Here is an 18,458-nt window from a genome sequence, read left to right as displayed (position 1 = left end):
TGGGTCAGTGATCGGGCTTCGCCCACCAGGTCGACACGACCCAGCCCTCGGCCGAATAGTACAGCGGCAGCGTCTGCGGATAGGCAAGCGTGTGCTTGTACGCGACCCGGTGCGTCGTGCTGTACCACTGCGGGACCGCGTAGTAGCCGTGCATCAGCACGCGGTCGAGCGCGTGCGTCGCATCGAGCAGGTCTTCGCGCGTCTGGGCGGTACCGAGCGCGTGCAGCAGCGCGTCGACGGCCGGCGACTTCAGCCCGATGAAGTTGTCGGAGCCCGGCTCGTCGGCGAACTTGCTCGCGTAACGCGAGTATTGCTCGGCGCCCGGCACCTGCACGCCCGGCAAGCGGATCGTCGTCATGTCGTAGTCGAACGCGTCGAGGCGCTTTTGCAGCAGCGCGTAATCGGCCGTCCGAAAACGTGCGTCGATGCCGAGCTTCGCCAGGTTGCGCTGGTACGCCGCCACGATCCCTTCCATCGCCGCGCCGGAATCGTCGAGGATCTCGAACGTGAACGGCTCGCCTTTCGCGTTGCGCAGCGCGCCGTCGCGATAGGTCCAGCCGGCCTGCGCGAGCAGCGCGCGCGCCTTCAGCAGGTTCGCGCGCAGCGAGCCCGGCGGATTCGTGTTCGGCTGCGTGACCATCGGACCGAACACGGCCGGGTCGAGCTGCGCGCGCAGCGGCTCCAGCAGCTTCAGCTCGCCGGGGCCGGGCGTGCCGGTCGCCTGCAGGTCGGTGTCGGCGAAGTAGCTGTTCATACGCGTGTAGCCGCTATAGAACAGCTGGCGGTTCAGCCATTCGAAGTCGAACGCGAGATCGAGCGCCTGGCGCACGCGCACGTCGCGAAACAGCGGCCGGCGCAGGTTCATGAAGAAGCCCTGCATGCCGGCGCCGTTGTGCTGGCGGAATTCACGCTTGATGAGCTCGCCGTTGTCGAAACGCTTGCCGACGTCGCGGCGCGTCCAGTTGCGCGCGATGTACTCGACGAGCACGTCGTATTCGCCGGCCTTGAACGCCTCGAGCCGCGCGACGCCGTCGCCGTACAGCTTGTAGACGATCCGCTCGAAGTTGTTGGTGCCCACCCGCACCGGCAGCTCGGCGCCCCAGTACGTCGGATTGCGCCGGTAAGTGATCGTCCGGCCGTTGTCGTAATGGTCGATCAGGTACGGACCGCTGCCGATCGGCTGCTCGAACGCGAGCTGGTCGAACGGGATGCGCGAGCCGTCCGCGCGCAATCCCCACTTGCGCGAAAACACCAGCATGCCGCCGGCGATCAGCGGCAATTCGCGGTTCGTACTGCGGAACTCGAAGCGCACGGTGGCCGGATCGACGACCACGGCCTTCACGATCTCCGCGAAATAGGCGCCGAACTGCGGCGCGGCCTGCTTGCTCTTCAGCGTGTCGAACGAGAATTTGACGTCATCGGCGGTGACGCGGTCGCCGTTCGAGAAGCGCGCGCGCGGATTCAGGTGGAACGTGACCGAACGGCGGTCCGGTGCGATGTCGATGTCGTCGGCGAGCAACCCGTACGCGGACGCCGGCTCGTCCGAGCTGCCGGTCGCGAGGCTCTCGAACAGCATGTCGATGCCCGGCGCGACATTGCCGCGCATCGTGAACGGGTTGAACTTGTCGAACGACGTCAGCCGGTTCGGGTTCGCGAGCACCAGCGTGCCGCCCTTCGGCGCATCGGGGTTGACGTAGTCGAAATGCCTGAAGCCCGGCGGATACTTCGGCTCACCGTACTGCGCAATGGCGTAGACCGCGTGCGCAGCGGTCGCGGCCAGCACCGCTTGCAGCACGAACACCACGGCCGTGCGGCCGGCAGTTCGTATCGCACGGCGGACGCGCGCGGCGGCGGCCCGGGGCGAACCCTTCGTCATAGAGGCCCTGTCGGTCGAATGAGGGTAGTAACGAGAGACGATTCTACCCATTCAAGCCGGCGAGCCAAAAGAAAACCGCCACGCGGGCGGTTTCTTCACGAGCGGATCGGGGGCGCGCGTCATGCGGGCGCGCCCTGCCGATCAGCGCCAGCCGTTGTGGCGGCCGTTGTCCCAGTGGCCGCGATCGCCACGATCGCCCCAGCCGCGGCCGTGACGGCGGTACCACTCGTCACGGCCCCAGTAGCGACGGCCGTCCCAGTAGCGGTCGCCGTGCCAGCCGATCACGATGGTCGGCCCAGGTGCGTACACCGGAGCGGGCGCGTAGACCGGCGCAGGCTGATAGACGACCGGCGGCGGAGGCGGCGGCGCATACACGGGTGCGGGCGCGACGTAGACCGGCGCCGGAACGCCGAGATTGATCCCGACATTGACTCCCGCCATTGCTGCGCCCGACACGAGCAAGGCCGTCATACCGGTCAAGAGCGAGGCAACACGCAAGGTCTTCATGGATTCCTCTTCTGGTTGTTTCATGTGTGATTCGACTATAACGGCAAGCGCCGTCTCCGCATATTTCCACTTTGTAAGAACTGATGCGCGGCATCGCAACGGGAAGCTCGCGCTAACGTCTTGTAACAATCGGTGCCCGTCCGGCCCCTCACGCACCATTCCTAAAACATCTTTCATCCTGCCCCGCGCCCCACGTTAAGCGGCGCCACGCACACTGCGCGAGCCGAACCGGGCTCCCGCCGCGCTTCGGCACTTCGCTGACAGGCCGGCGCCCCGCGCCGGCGGAGACCTCGCCGATGCTGAAACTCGTCCGACTCGCGCTCGCGCGCCCCTACACGTTCATCGTCCTCGCGCTGCTGATCCTGATCGCGGGGCCGCTCGCGGCGCTGCGCACGCCGACCGACATCTTCCCCGACATCCGGATTCCGGTCATCAGCGTGGTGTGGAACTACGCGGGCCTGCAACCGGCCGACATGGCCGGACGCATCGTCACCTACTACGAGCGCACGCTCGGCACGACGGTCAACGACGTTGCGCACATCGAGTCGCAATCGTTCCGCAGCTTCGGGATCGTCAAGATCTTCTTCCAGCCGAGCGTCGACATCCGCACCGCGACCGCGCAGGTCACGTCGATCTCGCAGACCGTGCTCAAGCAGATGCCGCCGGGCACCACGCCGCCGCAGATCCTCAACTACAACGCGTCGACGGTGCCCGTGCTGCAGCTGGCGCTGACGAGCGACACGCTGAACGAACAGCAGCTCGGCGACTATGCGACCAACGTGATCCGGCCTCAGCTGCTGTCGGTCGCGGGTGTCGCGATTCCGTCGCCGTACGGCGGCAAGGTGCGCCAGGTGCAGATCGATCTCGATCCGCAGGCGCTGCAGGCCAAGGGGCTGTCCGCGCAGGATGTCGCGACCGCGCTGGCGCAGCAGAACCAGATCATCCCGGCCGGCACGCAGAAGATCGGCGGCTTCGAGTACAACATCCGGCTCAACGACAGCCCGCTGACCATCGACCAGCTCAATGCGCTGCCGATCCGGAGCGTGAACGGCGCGGTGATCTTCATGCGCGACGTCGCGCACGTCCGCGACGGTTATCCGCCGCAGGGCAACATCGTGCGCGTCGACGGCCGGCGCGCGGTGCTGATGAGCGTACTGAAAAGCGGCTCGGCGTCGACGCTCGACATCATCTCGGGCGTCAAGGCGCAGTTGCCGCGCATCGAGGCGACCCTGCCGCCGTCGCTCAGGCTCGTCGTGATGGGCGACCAGTCCGTGTTCGTCAAGGGCGCCGTCAGCGGCGTGGCGCGCGAAGGCCTGATCGCCGCCGCGCTCACGTCCGCGATGATCCTGCTGTTTCTCGGCAGCTGGCGCTCGACGCTGATCATCGCCGCGTCCATTCCGCTCGCGGTGCTGGCCGCGATCGCGGCGCTCGCGGCCGCGGGCGAGACGCTCAACGTCATGACGCTCGGCGGGCTCGCGCTCGCGGTCGGCATACTCGTCGACGATGCCACCGTCACGATCGAGAACGTGAACTGGCACCTCGAACAGGGCAAGGCGGTGCGCGATGCGATCCTCGACGGCGCGTCGCAGATCGTCGCGCCGGCCTTCGTGTCGCTGCTGTGCATCTGCATCGTGTTCGTGCCGATGCTGCTGCTCGATGGCGTGGCCCGCTTCCTGTTCGTGCCGATGGCCGAAGCCGTGATCTTCGCGATGATCGCGTCGTTCGTGCTGTCGCGCACGTTCGTGCCGATGATGGCCCGCTATCTGTTGAAACCGCATGCCGCGCATCCGGCGGCCGCACTCGCGCCGCACGGCGCACCCTTCCCGCCGCCACGCGCGCGCAATCCGCTCGTCGCGTTCCAGCAGGGGTTCGAGCGCCGCTTCGCCGCACTGCGCACCGGCTACCGCGTCGTGCTCGGCCTCGCACTCGTCCACCGCGCACGTTTCGTCGCGCTGTTCCTCGCGGCGGTGGCCGTGTCGTTCGTGCTGGTGCCGTGGCTCGGCCGCAATTTCTTCCCGTCGGTCGACGCGGGCGAAATCGCGATTCACGTGCGCGCACCGATCGGCACGCGCATCGAGGAGACGGCCGCGCTGTTCGACCACGTCGAGCAGAGGGTGCGCGGCGTCGTGCCGCCGCACGCGATCGCGAGCATCGTCGACAACATGGGGCTGCCGAACAGCGGGATCAACCTCACGTACAGCAACAGCGGCACGATCGGCCCGCAGGACGGCGATATCCTCGTGTCGCTCACGGGCGACCACGCGCCGACCGCCGACTACGTCAAGCAGTTGCGTACGCTGCTGCCGCGCGCGTTTCCGGGCGTGACGTTCTCGTTCCTGCCCGCCGACATCGTGAGCCAGATCCTCAACTTCGGCGCGCCCGCGCCGATCGACGTGCAGGTAACCGGCCCCGATCGCGCCGCCAACCGCGCCTATGCGACCGAGCTGTTGCGGCGCATCCGCAGCGTGCCGGGAGTGGCCGACGCCCGCGTGCAGCAGGCATCGACCTATCCGCAATTCACCGTATCGGTCGACCGTACGCGTGCCGCGCAACTCGGCATCACCGAGCAGGATGTCACCAATGCCGTGGTCGCCAGCCTGTCCGGCACGAGCCAGGTATCGCCGACCTACTGGCTCGATCCGCACAACGGCGTGTCGTATCCGATCGTCGCGCAGACGCCCCAGTACCGGATGACGTCGCTGTCGGACCTGCGCGCGCTGCCCGTCACGGGCCGCTCGGGCGCGCCGCAACTGCTCGGCGGCCTCGCGACGATCGTGCGCGGACAGACCGACGCAGTGGTGTCGCACTACGACATCGCCCCGCTGTACGACATCTTCGCGACGACGCAGGATCGCGATCTCGGCGCGGTCAGCGCCGACATCGAACGCGTGCTGCGCGCGAGCGCGGCCGGCTTGCCCAAGGGATCGCGCGTGACCGTGCGCGGCCAGGTACAGACGATGAACGGCGCATTCGGCGGGCTGCTCGCGGGCCTCGCCGGCGCGGTCCTGCTGATCTACCTGCTGATCGTCGTCAACTTCCATTCGTGGCGCGACGCATTCGTGATCGTGAGCGGCCTGCCCGCGGCACTCGCCGGCATCGTCTGGATGCTGTTCGTCACGCGCACGCCGCTGTCGGTGCCGGCCTTGACGGGCGCGATCCTGTGCATGGGGGTCGCGACCGCGAACAGCATCCTCGTCGTGACTTTCGCGCGCGAACGGCTCGCGCACACCGCCGATGCGGCGGTCGCCGCGCTCGAGGCCGGCTTCACGCGCTTTCGGCCTGTGATGATGACCGCACTCGCGATGATCATCGGCATGGCGCCGATGGCCCTCGGTCTCGGCGACGGCGGCGAGCAGAACGCGCCGCTCGGCCGTGCGGTCATCGGCGGCCTGCTGTGCGCGACCGTCGCCACGCTCGTGTTCGTGCCCGTCGTGTTCAGTCTCGTCCACCGGCGCGATCGCGCGCCCCGTTCCGAATCCCTGCCCCTCACTCCGGGAGAACAGCATGTCCACTGAATTCGACGTCCGCCCCCCTGGCACGCCGCGCCATCTGAAACCGCTCGCGATCGCGGGCGCCATCGCCGCGCTCGCCGTCGCGGCGGCCGGCCTCGTCGCCCGCATGCACGATGCGCACGCAGTCGCCGCCTGGACCGTGCAACAGGCCATCCCGACCGTCGCGACGGTTGCGCCGCAGCCGGCCGCGGCCGACGCGCTGGTGCTGCCCGGCCGGCTCGACGCGTACGTCGACGCGCCGATCTACGCGCGCGTGCCCGGCTACCTGCACGCGTGGTACGCCGACATCGGCGCGCATGTGAAAGCCGGCCAGTTGCTCGCGTCGATCGACACGCCCGATCTCGACCAGCAGTTGCAGCAGGCACGTGCCGACTTGGAGAGCGCGACCGCGAACGAACGGCTTGCGGCCGTCACGGCCGCCCGCTGGACCGAGATGCTCGCGCAGGATTCCGTCTCGCAGCAGGAGGCCGACGAGAAACGCAGCGACCTCGACGCGAAACGCGCGGCCGTCGCGGCGAGCACCGCCAATGTACGGCGGCTGGAAGCGCTCGAATCGTTCAAGCGGCTCACCGCACCGTTCGACGGCATCGTGACGGCCCGCAAGACCGATGTCGGCGCACTGATCGACGCCGGCAGCGGCAACGGCGCCGAGCTCTTCACCGTCTCGGACGCGCGGCGGCTGCGGCTGTACGTCCACGTGCCGCAAGACGACGCGGCCGCGATCCGCGCAGGCATGCGTGTCGCGCTGACCGTGCCCGAGCGGCCCGGCATGACGTTCGACGCCACGCTCGCCGATTCCGCCCAATCGATCGATCCGGGTTCCGGCACGCTGCTCGCGCAGTTCTCGATCGCCAACCCGGCAGGCACGCTGTTCCCGGGCGAGTACGCGCAGGTGCGGATCGCGATGCCCGGCGCCGCGCATGCGCTGTCGATTCCGGCCAGCACGCTGATCTTCCGCCACGACGGGTTGCAAGTCGCCGTGCTCGATGCCACCGGGCATGCGCGGCTGCGCAACGTATCGATCGCGACCGATCTCGGCACGCGCGTCGAGATCGCATCGGGGCTCGCGGCCGCCGACCGCGTGATCGACAATCCACCCGATTCGCTCGCGGATGGCGACCCCGTGCGTATCGCCGGCACCGCGGCGACGGAGCGTGCGCATGGCTGACCGTCTGCTCGCTGTGTGGCTGGGCAGCATCGCACTGCTCGCCGGCTGCTCGTTGGCACCGGCCTATCGCGCGCCGGCCGTTCCGGTACCGACCGCGTTTCGCGAAACGGGCGCGTGGGTCGATGCCGTACCAGCCGATCGCCTGCCGCGTGACGGCTGGTGGCGCGTGTACGGCGACGCGACACTCGACCGGCTCGAACCGCTCGTCGCGCGCGCGAATCCCGACCTGGCCGCCGCCGTCGCGCGGCACGATGAAGCCGCCGCGCTGTTCGACGAGGCGCATGCGGCATTGCTGCCGACCGTGGGGATCGATGCCGAGACCGACCGCGACCGTCAGTCCGCGCGCCGGCCGCTGCGCGGCAGCGGTCAGCCGGATACCTATGAGTCGAACACGCTCGAAGCGGGGTTCGGCTACGACGTCGATCTGTGGGGCAAGGTCCGCAACGCGGTCGCGGCCGGCCGTGACGACGCGCAGGCGACCGACGACGATCTCGCGTCGGTCCGGCTCAGCCTGCAGGCCGGCGTCGCCAGCACCTACTTCGACCTTGCGGGGCTCGACCGTGAAGCGGACACGCTCGCGCAAACGATCGACACATACCGCCGTGCGTGGCAACTGACGGTCAGCCGCCATCGCGGCGGCCTCGCATCGGGACTCGACGTCTCGCGTGCGCAAACGCAACTCGCGCTCGCCCAGGCACGTGCGTCCGACATCGCCGCGCGTCGCGCGCTCGACGAGCATGCGATCGCGGCACTCGTCGGGGAATCCGCGTCGACGTTCTCGCTGCCGCCCGTTGCTGCGCTGCCGGGCGTGCCGTCGATTCCGACGGGACTCGCGTCGACCCTGCTCGAACGCAGGCCTGACGTCGCCGCCGCCGAACGCCGCGTCGCGGCCGCGAACGCGCGGATCGGCGTCGCACGCGCCGCGTACTTTCCCGACCTGTCGCTCGGCCTCGACGCCGGGTTCCAGAGCGATACGTTTTCGCCCTGGCTCGCGGCGCCCAACGAGATCTGGTCGATCGGGCCGCGTCTCGCGATGACGCTGTTCGACGGGGGCCGGCGTGCCGCCGGCGTACGCAATGCGCGCGCGCAGTTCGACGAACAGGGCGCGCGCTACCGCGCGGTCGTGCTGCAGGCGTTCCGCGACGTCGAGGACGATCTTGCCCGGTTGCACCGCCTCGGCGACGAATCGGACCAGGACGACGCGGCACTCATCGCGGCGCGGCATTCGCTTGCGCTGGCGATGTCGCGCTATCGCGACGGCGCGGTCAGCTATCTCGACGTGGTCACCGCGCAGACGACCGAACTCGATACGCAGATCGCGGCGCTCGACGTCGACGCCCGACGCCTGCAGGCATCCGTCGGGCTCGTGCGCGCGCTCGGCGGCGGCTGGCACGACGCGCGTTCATGAACGTTTCTTCAGCGGCGCGCCCGGTGCCCGCACGGACGCGCCCGATAACGTGTTTCAGGCCGGCATCGCATCCGCGACACTGGCCTCCGACCTTCGACAAGGATCACGCCATGAAGACATTGATGTTCGCCACCCTGCTCTCCGCCCTGTGTGTCGCGTTGCCCGGCCGGGCCAGCGCAACGCAGCCCGACGCCGCGACTGCACCGCGGACGTTCGCCGCAACCGCGTCCGCAGCGTTGTCGTCGCAACCGGCATGGAACGCACGGCCGGCCACGCCGCTGACACGCGCGCAGGTGTATCGCCAGCTCGTCCGCGCCGAACACGACGGCCAGCTCGCGCAGCTCAACCGCGAACTCTATTCGCACTGACCGCACGCAATCGAGCCTGCCGCGCGACGCGCGGCATGCGCACCCTCCACCAGCCCGGCGCGATCCCGCATCGTCATCCGCCCGCGTCGAACCTGAACCCGAATCGCGCGACCGTTTCGATGCGCGCGGAAAACGCGTGTGCGGCCAGCTTGCGCCGCAATCGCACGACCAGCGCATTGACCGTCTCGGGTTCGACGTCGGCATCGCCCCATGCATAACGCAGCACGGCGTCGCGTCCGACCGGCCGCCCCGCTTCCCGCAGCAGGCATTCGACGAGACGGAATTCCCGCGTGCTGAGCGCCAGCCTGCGGCCATGCTCCTCGAGTGCGCGCGTGGCCGTGTCGAGCCGGACCGGCTCGCGCATCCCGATTACGCCAGTTCGGCGCCACAGCGCGCGCAACCGCTCGTGCAGCTCCACGAACGAACAGGGATGGGCAAGACACACATCGCAGCCGGCCAGCAACATCCGCGCGCGCTGCGCAGGTGTCGTGCCGGCGACGATCGCGGCAAGCGTCGCGCCGCCGGCCGATGCGGCGAGTCGCGGCAATGCCTCGAGCATCATCGGGGCGGCGGCCGTGTCGGGCGCAACGATCACGATGGCATCGAACCGGTCCTGCTCAGCCACGAAGCAGCCGTCGCGCCATTCGTCGACGCGCTCGACGCCATGCGTGCTCTCGCGAAATGCCTTGTCGAGCCGCGCGGCCTCCGGGTTCGACGGAGAAATCAGCAGAATGCGCATCGTTCGTACCCCGACGCCGTCATGCGAGCGAGCGCGGCCAGCATTCGACCGTGATCGCCGCACCGGCCAGCGGCGCATCGCCGATCTCCAGCGCAAAGCCGTGCACGCGCATCACCGCCGAGACGATGCTCAGGCCGAGCCCCGAGCCGCTCACATGGCGCGTGCGCTCGCCCCGATAGAAACGCTCGAGCACTGCGTCGCGTTCGCCGGGCGGGATGCCGGGCCCGGTGTCCTCGATCCGCACGAGCGGCCCGCTCGGCGTTGAATGGAGCGCGACGCGCACGCGGCCGCCCGGCGGCGTGAACTTGATCGCGTTGTCCGCGAGATTGCTGAATGCCTCGAACAGCAACGCGCGATCGCCGTGGATGCGGTCGACCGATGTCGCGGCGAGTTCGAACGACACGTCGACGGCTTCGGCCAGCGGTTCATAAAGCTCGCAAACGTCGCGTAGCAAGGCCGCGACGTCGACCGCGGCAAAGCCTCCGCGCCGGCTCAACGTGCCGATCTCGGAGATGCGCAGCATCGCGCGAAAACGCTCGAGCAGGCGGTCGGTCTCGTCGCGCGCCGACGCGAGCAATGCCGACGACGCGGGATCATCCGCGCAAAACGGCTGCTCCGCGAGCCGGGCCAGCATCGTATGCACGCGTGCGAGCGGCGTGCGCAGATCGTGCGCGATGCCGTCGCAGGTATGACGTACCTCGCCCATCAGCCGCTCGACTTCGTCGAGCATGTGGTTCACGAGATGCGCGAGCAGGTCGAGTTCGTCGTAGCGCCCGACCGGCAGCCGCTTGCCGAGATCGCCCTCGGCGATCTGCCGCGTGACGCGCCGGATCGCGGCGACGCGGCGCATCTGCCGCATGCCGAGCATGCTGCCGCCCGCGATGCCCGCGATCAGGATCATCACGCCGCCGATCACGAGCCCGCGGATCGCGACATCGCGGATCTGGATGAAATGCGACAGGTCGCGTGCCACCACCAGTGTCATCCCGTTGTCGCGGCGTACCGCCATCGCGCGCGTGATCGGCGCGGGCTGGCCGTCGAGCGGCGCAAGCGTGCGGTTCAGCGTGCGTCCGTGGCGATCCGTGCGCAGCACAGGCAGCGTCGCGATGTCGCCGGCCACGCGGCGCCCGTTCGTGTCGAACAGCCCGTAGAAACTGGTATGCATGTGCTCGTGCTCGAGCCGCCGGTGGATCGCGAGCGGCAGCTCGGCATCGGGAATCGAATCGAAATAGATCAGTTGCCACGCGAGCACCTCGTCGGTGTCGCGCGCCATCGTGTGCGTCGCGGCCACGCTGATCACGCCCGCGAGCACGAGCAGCGAAACCGAGAAGATCGCCGCATACGCGCACAGCCACCGGAACGTCGTCGTGTGCCAGCGGCGCGTGAAGTTCGCCGCGCGAGCCGCATCCATCCGCGCCTCCGTCATGCGAGCATGTAGCCCGAGCCGCGTACCGTCTGGATCATCGGGGTCGCGCCGGGCGGGTCGATCTTCTTGCGCAACCGGCCCATGTGGACGTCGATCAGGTTGGTGCCGGGATCGAAGTGATAGCCCCACACGGTCTCGAACAGCATCGTGCGCGTGATCGTCTGCCCCGCATTGCGCATCATGAATTCGAGCACGCGGAACTCGGTCGGCAGCAGCGGAATCTCGTCGGCCCCGCGACGCGCGCAGCGCGAAATGAGATCGAGTTCGAGCGGGCCGACCTTCAACAGCGTCTGCTGCGGCACGCCCGACGCCTGCCGGCGACGCAGCAGCACCTCGATGCGGGCGCTCAGCTCGCCGGAATCGAACGGCTTCGTCAGGTAATCGTCGCCACCCGCGCGCAGCCCGCGGATGCGCTCGTCGACATCCCCGAGCGCGCTCAGCATCAGCACCGGCGTATCGATGCCGACCGTGCGCATCGCGGTCAGGATCGCGAGGCCGTCCGCGCCCGGCAGCATCCGGTCGAGCGTGATCGCGTCGTACGACGCGCTCATCGCGCGCAGCATGCCTTCGCGGCCGTTGTCGATCCAGTCGACCTCGAACCCGCGCGCGGTCAGTTCGCCGACGATTTCGTTCGCGGTCACCGCATCATCCTCGACCGTCAGTACTCGCATGGTTGCCCTCGCAATGAACATCATGACGGGCGCACGCGAGGCGCCCGCGACTATCGTAGACGCCCCGATCGCCGTCCGGCGTTACATGAAAAATGCTTCATCCGGTGCGGAGGCGCACGCGTGAAACATGTTTCATCCGTGCGTCGCCCGCCCCGTCGTGCGCGCCGCCTACGCTGGCGTCATGCGGCATCGGGCCGCGCAACCAGGAGCTACCGGATGAAACTGTCGACTACCGTCGCCTGCATGCTGCTCGCATGCGCCAGCACCGCCGCGTTCGCGGCACCGCACCTGACGCCGCAGGAATGCAACGCGTATCCGTTCGTCCACACCGGCCACGGCGTCACGCATGCGGACCTCGTGCGCGAGCTGACCGAGCTCGAACAGGTCGGCTACGAGCCAGCGCATGCGAGCCCGTATTACCCCGACGATCTTGATGGTGCGAAAGATCGACTCGCCGCCGAGTACCGCGCCGACTGCACGCATGCGCTGACGGCGGACGCGGGCGCACGGCACTGATTTCGCTGCCCGGCGCAACACGGCCGGGAAAAACAAAAGGCGGCACTCGCGTGCCGCCTTTTGTTCGTGAACGCGCATGGATATCGATCGCTGCGCTTTGCTGCCGCTCAGCGCGACATCATGTTCATGCTGACGTTGTGCATCACCCACAGCGTGCCGACGATCAGGATCGCCGCGGTCAGCACCGTATAGCTGAACGCCATCACGTTCCAGCGCTGGCCCGACGAGCCGTTCATGTGCAGGAAGTACACGAGGTGCACGACGATCTGCACGAACGCGAGCACGGCCAGCGCGACCAGCGACGCGTGCGGCGACAGCACGCCGCCCATCACGAGGCCGAACGACGCGGCCGTGAGCAGCACCGACAGGATGAAACCGGCGACGTAGCCGCCGACACTGCCGTGCCCTTCTTCGAGTTGAGACGAATGCGAATGGGCCATTTAGATCACGCTCGCGAGATAGACAAAGGAAAACACGCAGATCCACACGATGTCGAGGAAGTGCCAGAAGAGGCTCAGGCACGTCAGGCGTCGCAGGTCGCGATCGGTCAGGTCGCCGCCGCGGAACACGATCTGCCCGGCGAGCACGATCATCCACAGCAGGCCGGCCGTCACGTGCAGCCCGTGCGTGCCGACCAGCGTGAAGAACGCCGACAGGAACGCGCTGCGCTGCGGGCCTGCGCCCTCCGCGATCAGGTGCGAGAACTCGCGCAGTTCCATCACGAGAAACGCCGCGCCGAGCACGAACGTCACCGCGAGCCACGCGAGCAGCGCGCCGCGCCGCTGCTTGTACGCAGCGAGCATCGCGAAACCGTACGTGATGCTCGACAGCAGCAGCGCGGCGGTTTCCACCGCGACGCCCGGAATGTCGAACAGCTCTTTCGCGGTCTGCCCGCCCGCGTACTGCTGGCCGAGCACCGCGAACGTCGCGAACAGCGCCGCGAAGATCACGCAGTCGGTCATCAGGTACAGCCAGAACCCGAACACCGAATGCGACGGCGGATGGTCGTCGTGCTCGAGCAGGGTTGCGCTCAAGGTTTTCTGCAACATCAGTTGGCCTCCAGTTCCACGTCGTCGACGCGCGCAGCCACGCGCTTCGTCGGCTGCTTGTCTTCGATCTTCCGCACCGTCGACGCGGGGATGTAATAGCCGTCGTTGTCACGCGAGCTGTAGATCACGAGCGTCGCGACGATCCCGACGAGCCCGCCGATCGCCATCCACCAGATGTGCCACACCAGCGCGAAGCCGAGCACCAGGCTGAAGATCGCGACGACGAGGCCCGCGCAGGTATTCGACGGCATGTGGATGTCGCGAATCGCTGCCGGGTTCGGCCGGCCTTCGCCGTGTGCCTTCATGTCCGCATACGCGTCGAGCGTGCGCACGTGCGGGATCACCGCGAAGTTGTAGTCGGCCGGCGGCGACGAGGTCGCCCACTCCAGCGTGCGGCCGCCCCACGGATCGCCCGTCGTGTCGCGATACTCGGGCAGGTTGCGGTTGCGGATGCTGACCACCAGTTGCAGCAGCTGGCATGCAATGCCGATCGCGATCAGCACGGCGCCGAATGCGGCGACCAGCAGCCACGGATGCCAGGCCGGGTTGTCGTAATGGTTGATCCGGCGCGTCATGCCCATGAAGCCGAGCACGTAGAGCGGCACGAACGCAACGTAGAAACCGATCTGCCAGAACCAGAACGCCGCCTTGCCGAGCTTCTCGTTCAGCTTGAATCCGAACGCCTTCGGGAACCAGTAGTTGAAGCCCGCGAGATAGCCGAACAGCACGCCGCCGATGATCACGTTGTGGAAGTGGGCGATCAGGAACAGGCTGTTGTGCAGCACGAAGTCCGCGCCGGGGATCGCCATCATCACGCCGGTCATGCCGCCGAGCGTGAACGTGACCATGAAGCCGATCGTCCACAGCACGGGCGTCGTGAATTCGATCCGGCCGCGATACATCGTGAACAGCCAGTTGAACACCTTCACGCCGGTCGGGATCGCGATGATCATCGTCATGATGCCGAAGAACGCGTTCACGTTCGCACCCGAGCCCATCGTGAAGAAGTGGTGCAGCCACACGAGGAACGACAGCACCATGATCGCGCAGGTCGCGTACACCATCGTCTTGTAGCCGAACAGCGGCTTCTTCGCGAACGTCGAGATGACTTCCGAGAAAATGCCGAACGCCGGCAGGATCAGGATGTACACCTCGGGGTGACCCCATGCCCAGATCAGGTTCAGGTACAGCATCGCGTTGCCGCCGGCTTCGTTCGTGAAGAAGTGCATGCCGAGGTAACGGTCGAGGCCGAGCAGCGCGAGCGTCGCGGTCAGGATCGGGAACGACGCCATGATCAGCACGTTCGTGCAGAGGGCGGTCCACGTAAACACGGGCATCTTCATCAGCGTCATGCCCGGCGCGCGCATCTTGATGATCGTCACGAAGAAGTTCACGCCGGTCAGCAGCGTGCCGACGCCCGAGATCTGCAGCGCCCACAGGTAGTAGTCGACCCCTACCCCCGGACTGAACTGCAGTTCCGACAGCGGCGGATACGCGAGCCAGCCCGTCTGGGCGAACTCGCCGATCACGAGCGAGATGTTGATCAGGATCGCGCTGACGGCCGTCATCCAGAACGAGAGCGAGTTGATGAACGGGAATGCGACGTCGCGCGCGCCGATCTGCAGCGGCACGATCAGGTTCATCAGGCCGACCATGAACACCATCGCCATGAAGAAGATCATGATCACGCCGTGTGCCGTGAAGACCTGGTCATAGTGGTGCGGCGGCAGGTAACCGGGCCCGTTGTACGAGAGCGCGAGCTGCATGCGCATCATGATCGCGTCCGCGAAGCCGCGCAGCAGCATGATCAGCGCGACGATGATGTACATCACGCCGAGTTTCTTGTGGTCGACCGTGGTCAGCCATTGCGTCCACAGCCATTTCCACCGGCCGGTGATCGTCAGCGCGGCGAGGATGCCCAGCACGACCAGCCCCATGAAGGCACCGGCCCCCATGATGATGGGCTGATCGAACGGGATCGCCGAGAGTGTGAGTTTGCCGAACATGCGTTACCCCTTCGTGCCGCAGGCGGCGTCCTTCAGGTCGAGGACGTGGCCATCGTTGTATTTCGCGATGATGTTGTGGAAGAGCCGCGGATCGACCGACGAGAAGTAGCGCACGGGCGCCTTCTCGCTCGGCTGCGCGACGGTGCCGTACACGGTCGCGTCGAGCCGGTCCGGCGACGCCTTCACCTTCTGCACCCATGCATCGAACTGTTCGCGCGGCTCGGCGAGCGTGCGGAACTTCATGTCGGAGAAGCCGCGGCCGCTGAAGTTGGCGGACGTGCCCGCATAGTTGCCCGGCTCGTCGGCGATCAGGTGCAGGCGCGTCTGCATGCCGGCCATCGCGTAGACCTGGCCGCCGAGCTGCGGGATGAAGAACGAGTTCATCACCGAATCCGACGTGATGCGGAAGTTCACCGGCGTGCCGACGGGAATCGCGAGCTGGTTCACCGACGCGATGCCGAGTTCCGGATAGATGAACAGCCACTTCCAGTCGAGCGCGACGACCTCGACGTCGATCGGCTTCACCGACGACTCGAGCGGCTTGTACGGGTCGAGCTCGTGCGTGGTCTTCCACGTGAGCACGCCGAGGAACAGGATGATCAGCGTCGGCACCGTCCAGATCACGACCTCGATCGCGGTCGAGTGCGACCAGTTCGGCGCGTAGGTGGCGTTGCGGTTCGACGCGCGGTAACGCCACGCGAACCACAGCGTGAGCAGGATCACCGGCACGACGACGATCAGCATCGCCCAGGTGGACGTCGCGATCAGCGCCTTTTCGGCAGCGCCCACGCTTCCTTTCGGATTTAGTACATCTAAATTACAGCCTGACAGGCTCAAAGCCGCGCCGATCGACATCAGCGCCACTCCGCCTTTTGAAGCTTTTCTTTTCATCACACAGCCCGAGGGTCATTGAATCCGTTTGCGTATGCCCGATGCGCATTCGATCCACGAAAGTGGCCGAATCATACGTCGCGCGAGTGCGATGAAAAACCAGCTAATGTGGAAAATCATCATTGCAGAATCTGCTGTGAGACAGATTGTCGCGGGGTAATTTCACGCAGCCGAAAGCCGGCCCGGCGCTGCCTGCGCCGGACCGCGACCGGATCGATGCGCGTGCAACGACCGCACCGCCGTGCGGTGCGCCCCACTCCCGCAACGTGCCGCGATCAGCCGCGCGTCGATGCCATGTACGACGGCTGAGGCTGCGCAGGGCCGTCCCCTGTCGGCAGCTTCGAATGGCTCGCGTCTTCGATCAGCCGTCCGACGGTCGGATCGATCGCGTCGGTGAACGGCTTCGGATCGATGCCGACCGCCAGCACCACGAGTGCGAGCGACGCGAACATCACGATCTCGCGACGGTTCAGGTCGGCGAGCTTCGCGATCCGCTGGCTCGCGACCTTGCCGAACACGACGCGCTTGAGCATCCACAGCGTGTACGACGCGCTGAGGATCAGCGTCAGTGCCGCGATGGCGCCGATCCAGAAGTTGAAGCGGATCGCGCCCATGATGACCATGAACTCGCCGACGAACCCCGACGTGCCCGGCAGGCCGACGTTGGCCATCGCGAACAGCACGGTGAAGGTCGCGAAACGCGGCATCACGCCCGCGACGCCGCCGTAAGCGGCAATCTCGCGCTGCTTCGTGCGATCGACGAGCACGTTCACGCACAACAGCATCGCACCCGCGACGAAGCCGTACGACACGAGCTGGACGATCGCGCCTTCGACACCGATCCGGTTGAACAGGAACAGCCCGAGCGTGACGATCCCCATGTGCGCGACCGTCGAATACGCGAGCAGCTTGCCGAGATCGGTCTGCGCGAGCGCGATCAGGCTCGCATAGACGATCGCGAACAGCGACAGCGCGATCACGGCCGGCGCGAAGAAGTGGGCCGCATCGGGCGTGACCGGCAGCGCGAAGCGCAGGAACCCGTAGCCGCCGAGCTTGAGCATCGCGAGCATCAGCGCGGCGCCGGTCGGGCCGTCGGTATAGACGTCGCTCAGCCACGTGTGGACCGGCCACATCGGCACCTTGACCGCGAAGGCGGCGAAGAAGCCGAGGAACACCAGCAACTGCGGCGCGAAGCCGAGCTGCAGCGTCCGCCACACGGCCATGTCGAACGTATGCGACTGCGCGTACAGGTACAGCATCGCCATCAGCAGCAGCAGCGAGCCGGCGAACGAGATGAAGAAGAACTTCACGGCCGCGTACACGCGACGCTCGCGCCCCCACGTGCCGATCAGCAGGTACAGCGGGATCAGCGTCGCCTCGAAGAAGATGAAGAACAGCAGCCCGTCCTGTGCGACGAACACGCCGACCATCAGCCCCGACAGGATCAGGAACGACGCGTAGTACTGCGCGACGCGTACCGTGACCGACTCCCATGACGCCACCACCACCACGAGCGTCGTGAACGCGGTCAGTACGACGAGCCATAGCGACGCGCCGTCGATGCCGACCCGCCATCCGGAATTGAATGCCGCCAGCCAGTTGCGGCTTTCGACGAACTGCATCGCGGCCGAATGCGCATCGAAACCGGCAACCAGCGGCACGACCGCGGCAAGCCCTACCAGCGCGCCGACGAGCGCGATCAACCGCGTACGGCGTGGATGATGGTCGGAACCGGCGCGCAGCAGGCACGCGCCGAACAGGATCGGAGCCCAGATGGCCAGGCTCAGGAAGGGGAAATCATGCATGTCAACGAGGCCTTGATGAAGTCGCGCACTGCATCGGGGACAGGCGAGACGAAAGGAACGAAATCAAATCGACAGGTAGATTTCGTGAATCGCCAGTGTTGGCAAAATGTAAAGCGGCATCACCGGAAAACTTGACGCCGCTCAAACGCGATCGGGTTAACCAGCATAAGGGGATTGATTATTTTCTGCAGCGCAGCAGAGCATTGATTTTTAACGTCGCCCTATGTAGCTGATTTTTATGTGTAATTTTTTGTATTGCCCGATGACGCCGATCGCGAAAATCGACGCAGTGCCGCATTTTTGACACTGATGGTCTGTTTCTAAGGGTCGGAACGCGCTAATTGACGGTCGGCGGGACGATGCGTGTGCGGCTCTCAATCCTTACACATCACCTTTCATTGTCTTTTCATTTGACCTTGCTCGACGCAGGTCGAGGGAATGGTCGCTCCCCCTCGTCTTCATGTTCCCGAGCTGATCGCGGACGACTCAGGCGGTCCCCAATGCGCATCCTCATCG

Annotated in this window: 15 protein-coding genes; 5 read left to right on the top strand and 10 right to left on the bottom strand. The window is 66.8% G+C overall.

From position 1 onward, the window contains the following. Positions 1 to 4 precede the first annotated feature (4 nt). On the bottom strand, positions 5 to 1,876 hold the full coding sequence (locus F3J15_RS07930) for an extracellular solute-binding protein (RefSeq protein ID WP_166889563.1): 1,872 nt from the start codon (positions 1,874 to 1,876) through the stop codon (positions 5 to 7). Positions 1,877 to 2,017: 141 nt separating this feature from the next. After that, on the bottom strand, positions 2,018 to 2,383 hold the full coding sequence (locus tag F3J15_RS07925) for a hypothetical protein (RefSeq protein WP_166889560.1): 366 nt from the start codon (positions 2,381 to 2,383) through the stop codon (positions 2,018 to 2,020). Between the two features lie 296 nt (positions 2,384 to 2,679). Here F3J15_RS07925 and F3J15_RS07920 point away from each other — a divergent pair, with 296 nt between their 5' ends. The 4 genes from F3J15_RS07920 (at position 2,680) to F3J15_RS07905 (ending at position 8,839) form a co-directional block, all read left to right on the top strand. Further along, positions 2,680 to 5,898 carry an efflux RND transporter permease subunit gene (locus tag F3J15_RS07920; protein ID WP_166889558.1) on the top strand — a complete coding sequence of 1,073 codons (3,219 nt, stop codon included), beginning with the start codon at positions 2,680 to 2,682 and terminating at the stop codon, positions 5,896 to 5,898. Beyond that, positions 5,888 to 7,063, top strand: coding sequence for an efflux RND transporter periplasmic adaptor subunit (locus F3J15_RS07915; protein WP_166889555.1), 1,176 nt, complete (start codon positions 5,888 to 5,890; stop codon positions 7,061 to 7,063). Before F3J15_RS07920 ends, F3J15_RS07915 begins: the two co-directional genes overlap by 11 nt. Then, a complete protein-coding gene (locus F3J15_RS07910) occupies positions 7,056 to 8,471 on the top strand; it encodes an efflux transporter outer membrane subunit (protein WP_166889552.1) in 1,416 nt (471 codons plus the stop codon). Before F3J15_RS07915 ends, F3J15_RS07910 begins: the two co-directional genes overlap by 8 nt. Before the next feature lie 110 nt (positions 8,472 to 8,581). After that, complete coding sequence (locus tag F3J15_RS07905) at positions 8,582 to 8,839, top strand: DUF4148 domain-containing protein (RefSeq protein ID WP_166889549.1); 258 nt, start codon at positions 8,582 to 8,584, stop codon at positions 8,837 to 8,839. Between the two features lie 73 nt (positions 8,840 to 8,912). Here the strand turns inward: F3J15_RS07905 and F3J15_RS07900 are convergent, their stop codons facing one another. The 3 genes from F3J15_RS07900 to F3J15_RS07890 are packed head-to-tail and all read right to left on the bottom strand — an operon-like array spanning position 8,913 to position 11,675. Beyond that, a complete protein-coding gene (locus F3J15_RS07900; protein ID WP_166889546.1) occupies positions 8,913 to 9,578 on the bottom strand; it encodes a winged helix-turn-helix domain-containing protein in 666 nt (221 codons plus the stop codon). 19 nt (positions 9,579 to 9,597) lie between these two features. After that, positions 9,598 to 10,989 carry a HAMP domain-containing sensor histidine kinase gene (locus F3J15_RS07895; RefSeq protein ID WP_166889544.1) on the bottom strand — a complete coding sequence of 464 codons (1,392 nt, stop codon included), beginning with the start codon at positions 10,987 to 10,989 and terminating at the stop codon, positions 9,598 to 9,600. 11 nt (positions 10,990 to 11,000) lie between these two features. Continuing rightward, on the bottom strand, positions 11,001 to 11,675 hold the full coding sequence (locus F3J15_RS07890; protein ID WP_089445897.1) for a response regulator transcription factor: 675 nt from the start codon (positions 11,673 to 11,675) through the stop codon (positions 11,001 to 11,003). Between the two features lie 216 nt (positions 11,676 to 11,891). Between F3J15_RS07890 and F3J15_RS07885 the strand changes: the two genes are divergently transcribed. After that, the gene (locus tag F3J15_RS07885) at positions 11,892 to 12,191 is read left to right on the top strand and encodes a DUF4148 domain-containing protein (protein WP_069248318.1); all 300 of its coding nucleotides are present in this window, start codon (positions 11,892 to 11,894) and stop codon (positions 12,189 to 12,191) included. A 107-nt stretch (positions 12,192 to 12,298) separates the two neighbouring features. Here the strand turns inward: F3J15_RS07885 and cyoD are convergent, their stop codons facing one another. The 5 genes from cyoD to F3J15_RS07860 all read right to left on the bottom strand — a co-directional run bounded on the left by cyoD (position 12,299) and on the right by F3J15_RS07860 (position 17,942). Continuing rightward, positions 12,299 to 12,631 (bottom strand): cytochrome o ubiquinol oxidase subunit IV, encoded by a 333-nt coding sequence (cyoD, locus tag F3J15_RS07880; protein WP_009692722.1) that lies wholly within the window; start codon positions 12,629 to 12,631, stop codon positions 12,299 to 12,301. Continuing rightward, a complete protein-coding gene (cyoC, locus tag F3J15_RS07875) occupies positions 12,632 to 13,240 on the bottom strand; it encodes a cytochrome o ubiquinol oxidase subunit III (RefSeq protein WP_085039314.1) in 609 nt (202 codons plus the stop codon). It lies immediately after the preceding gene. Further along, on the bottom strand, positions 13,240 to 15,246 hold the full coding sequence (gene cyoB, locus F3J15_RS07870) for a cytochrome o ubiquinol oxidase subunit I (protein ID WP_069248320.1): 2,007 nt from the start codon (positions 15,244 to 15,246) through the stop codon (positions 13,240 to 13,242). The genes cyoC and cyoB overlap by 1 nt, the downstream gene beginning before the upstream one ends. Positions 15,247 to 15,249: 3 nt before the next feature. Next, on the bottom strand, positions 15,250 to 16,137 hold the full coding sequence (cyoA, locus tag F3J15_RS07865; protein ID WP_039342567.1) for a ubiquinol oxidase subunit II: 888 nt from the start codon (positions 16,135 to 16,137) through the stop codon (positions 15,250 to 15,252). Between the two features lie 275 nt (positions 16,138 to 16,412). Continuing rightward, positions 16,413 to 17,942, bottom strand: coding sequence for an NADH-quinone oxidoreductase subunit M (locus F3J15_RS07860; protein WP_089445900.1), 1,530 nt, complete (start codon positions 17,940 to 17,942; stop codon positions 16,413 to 16,415). Positions 17,943 to 18,458 lie beyond the last annotated feature (516 nt).

The sequence above is a fragment of the Burkholderia sp. Ap-955 genome (assembly GCF_011753045.1).
GTDB classification, from domain to species: Bacteria; Pseudomonadota; Gammaproteobacteria; order Burkholderiales; family Burkholderiaceae; genus Burkholderia; species Burkholderia lata_D.
The sequence above is the reverse complement of the archived record's forward strand: the minus strand, read 5'-3'. Positions and strand labels throughout refer to the sequence as shown.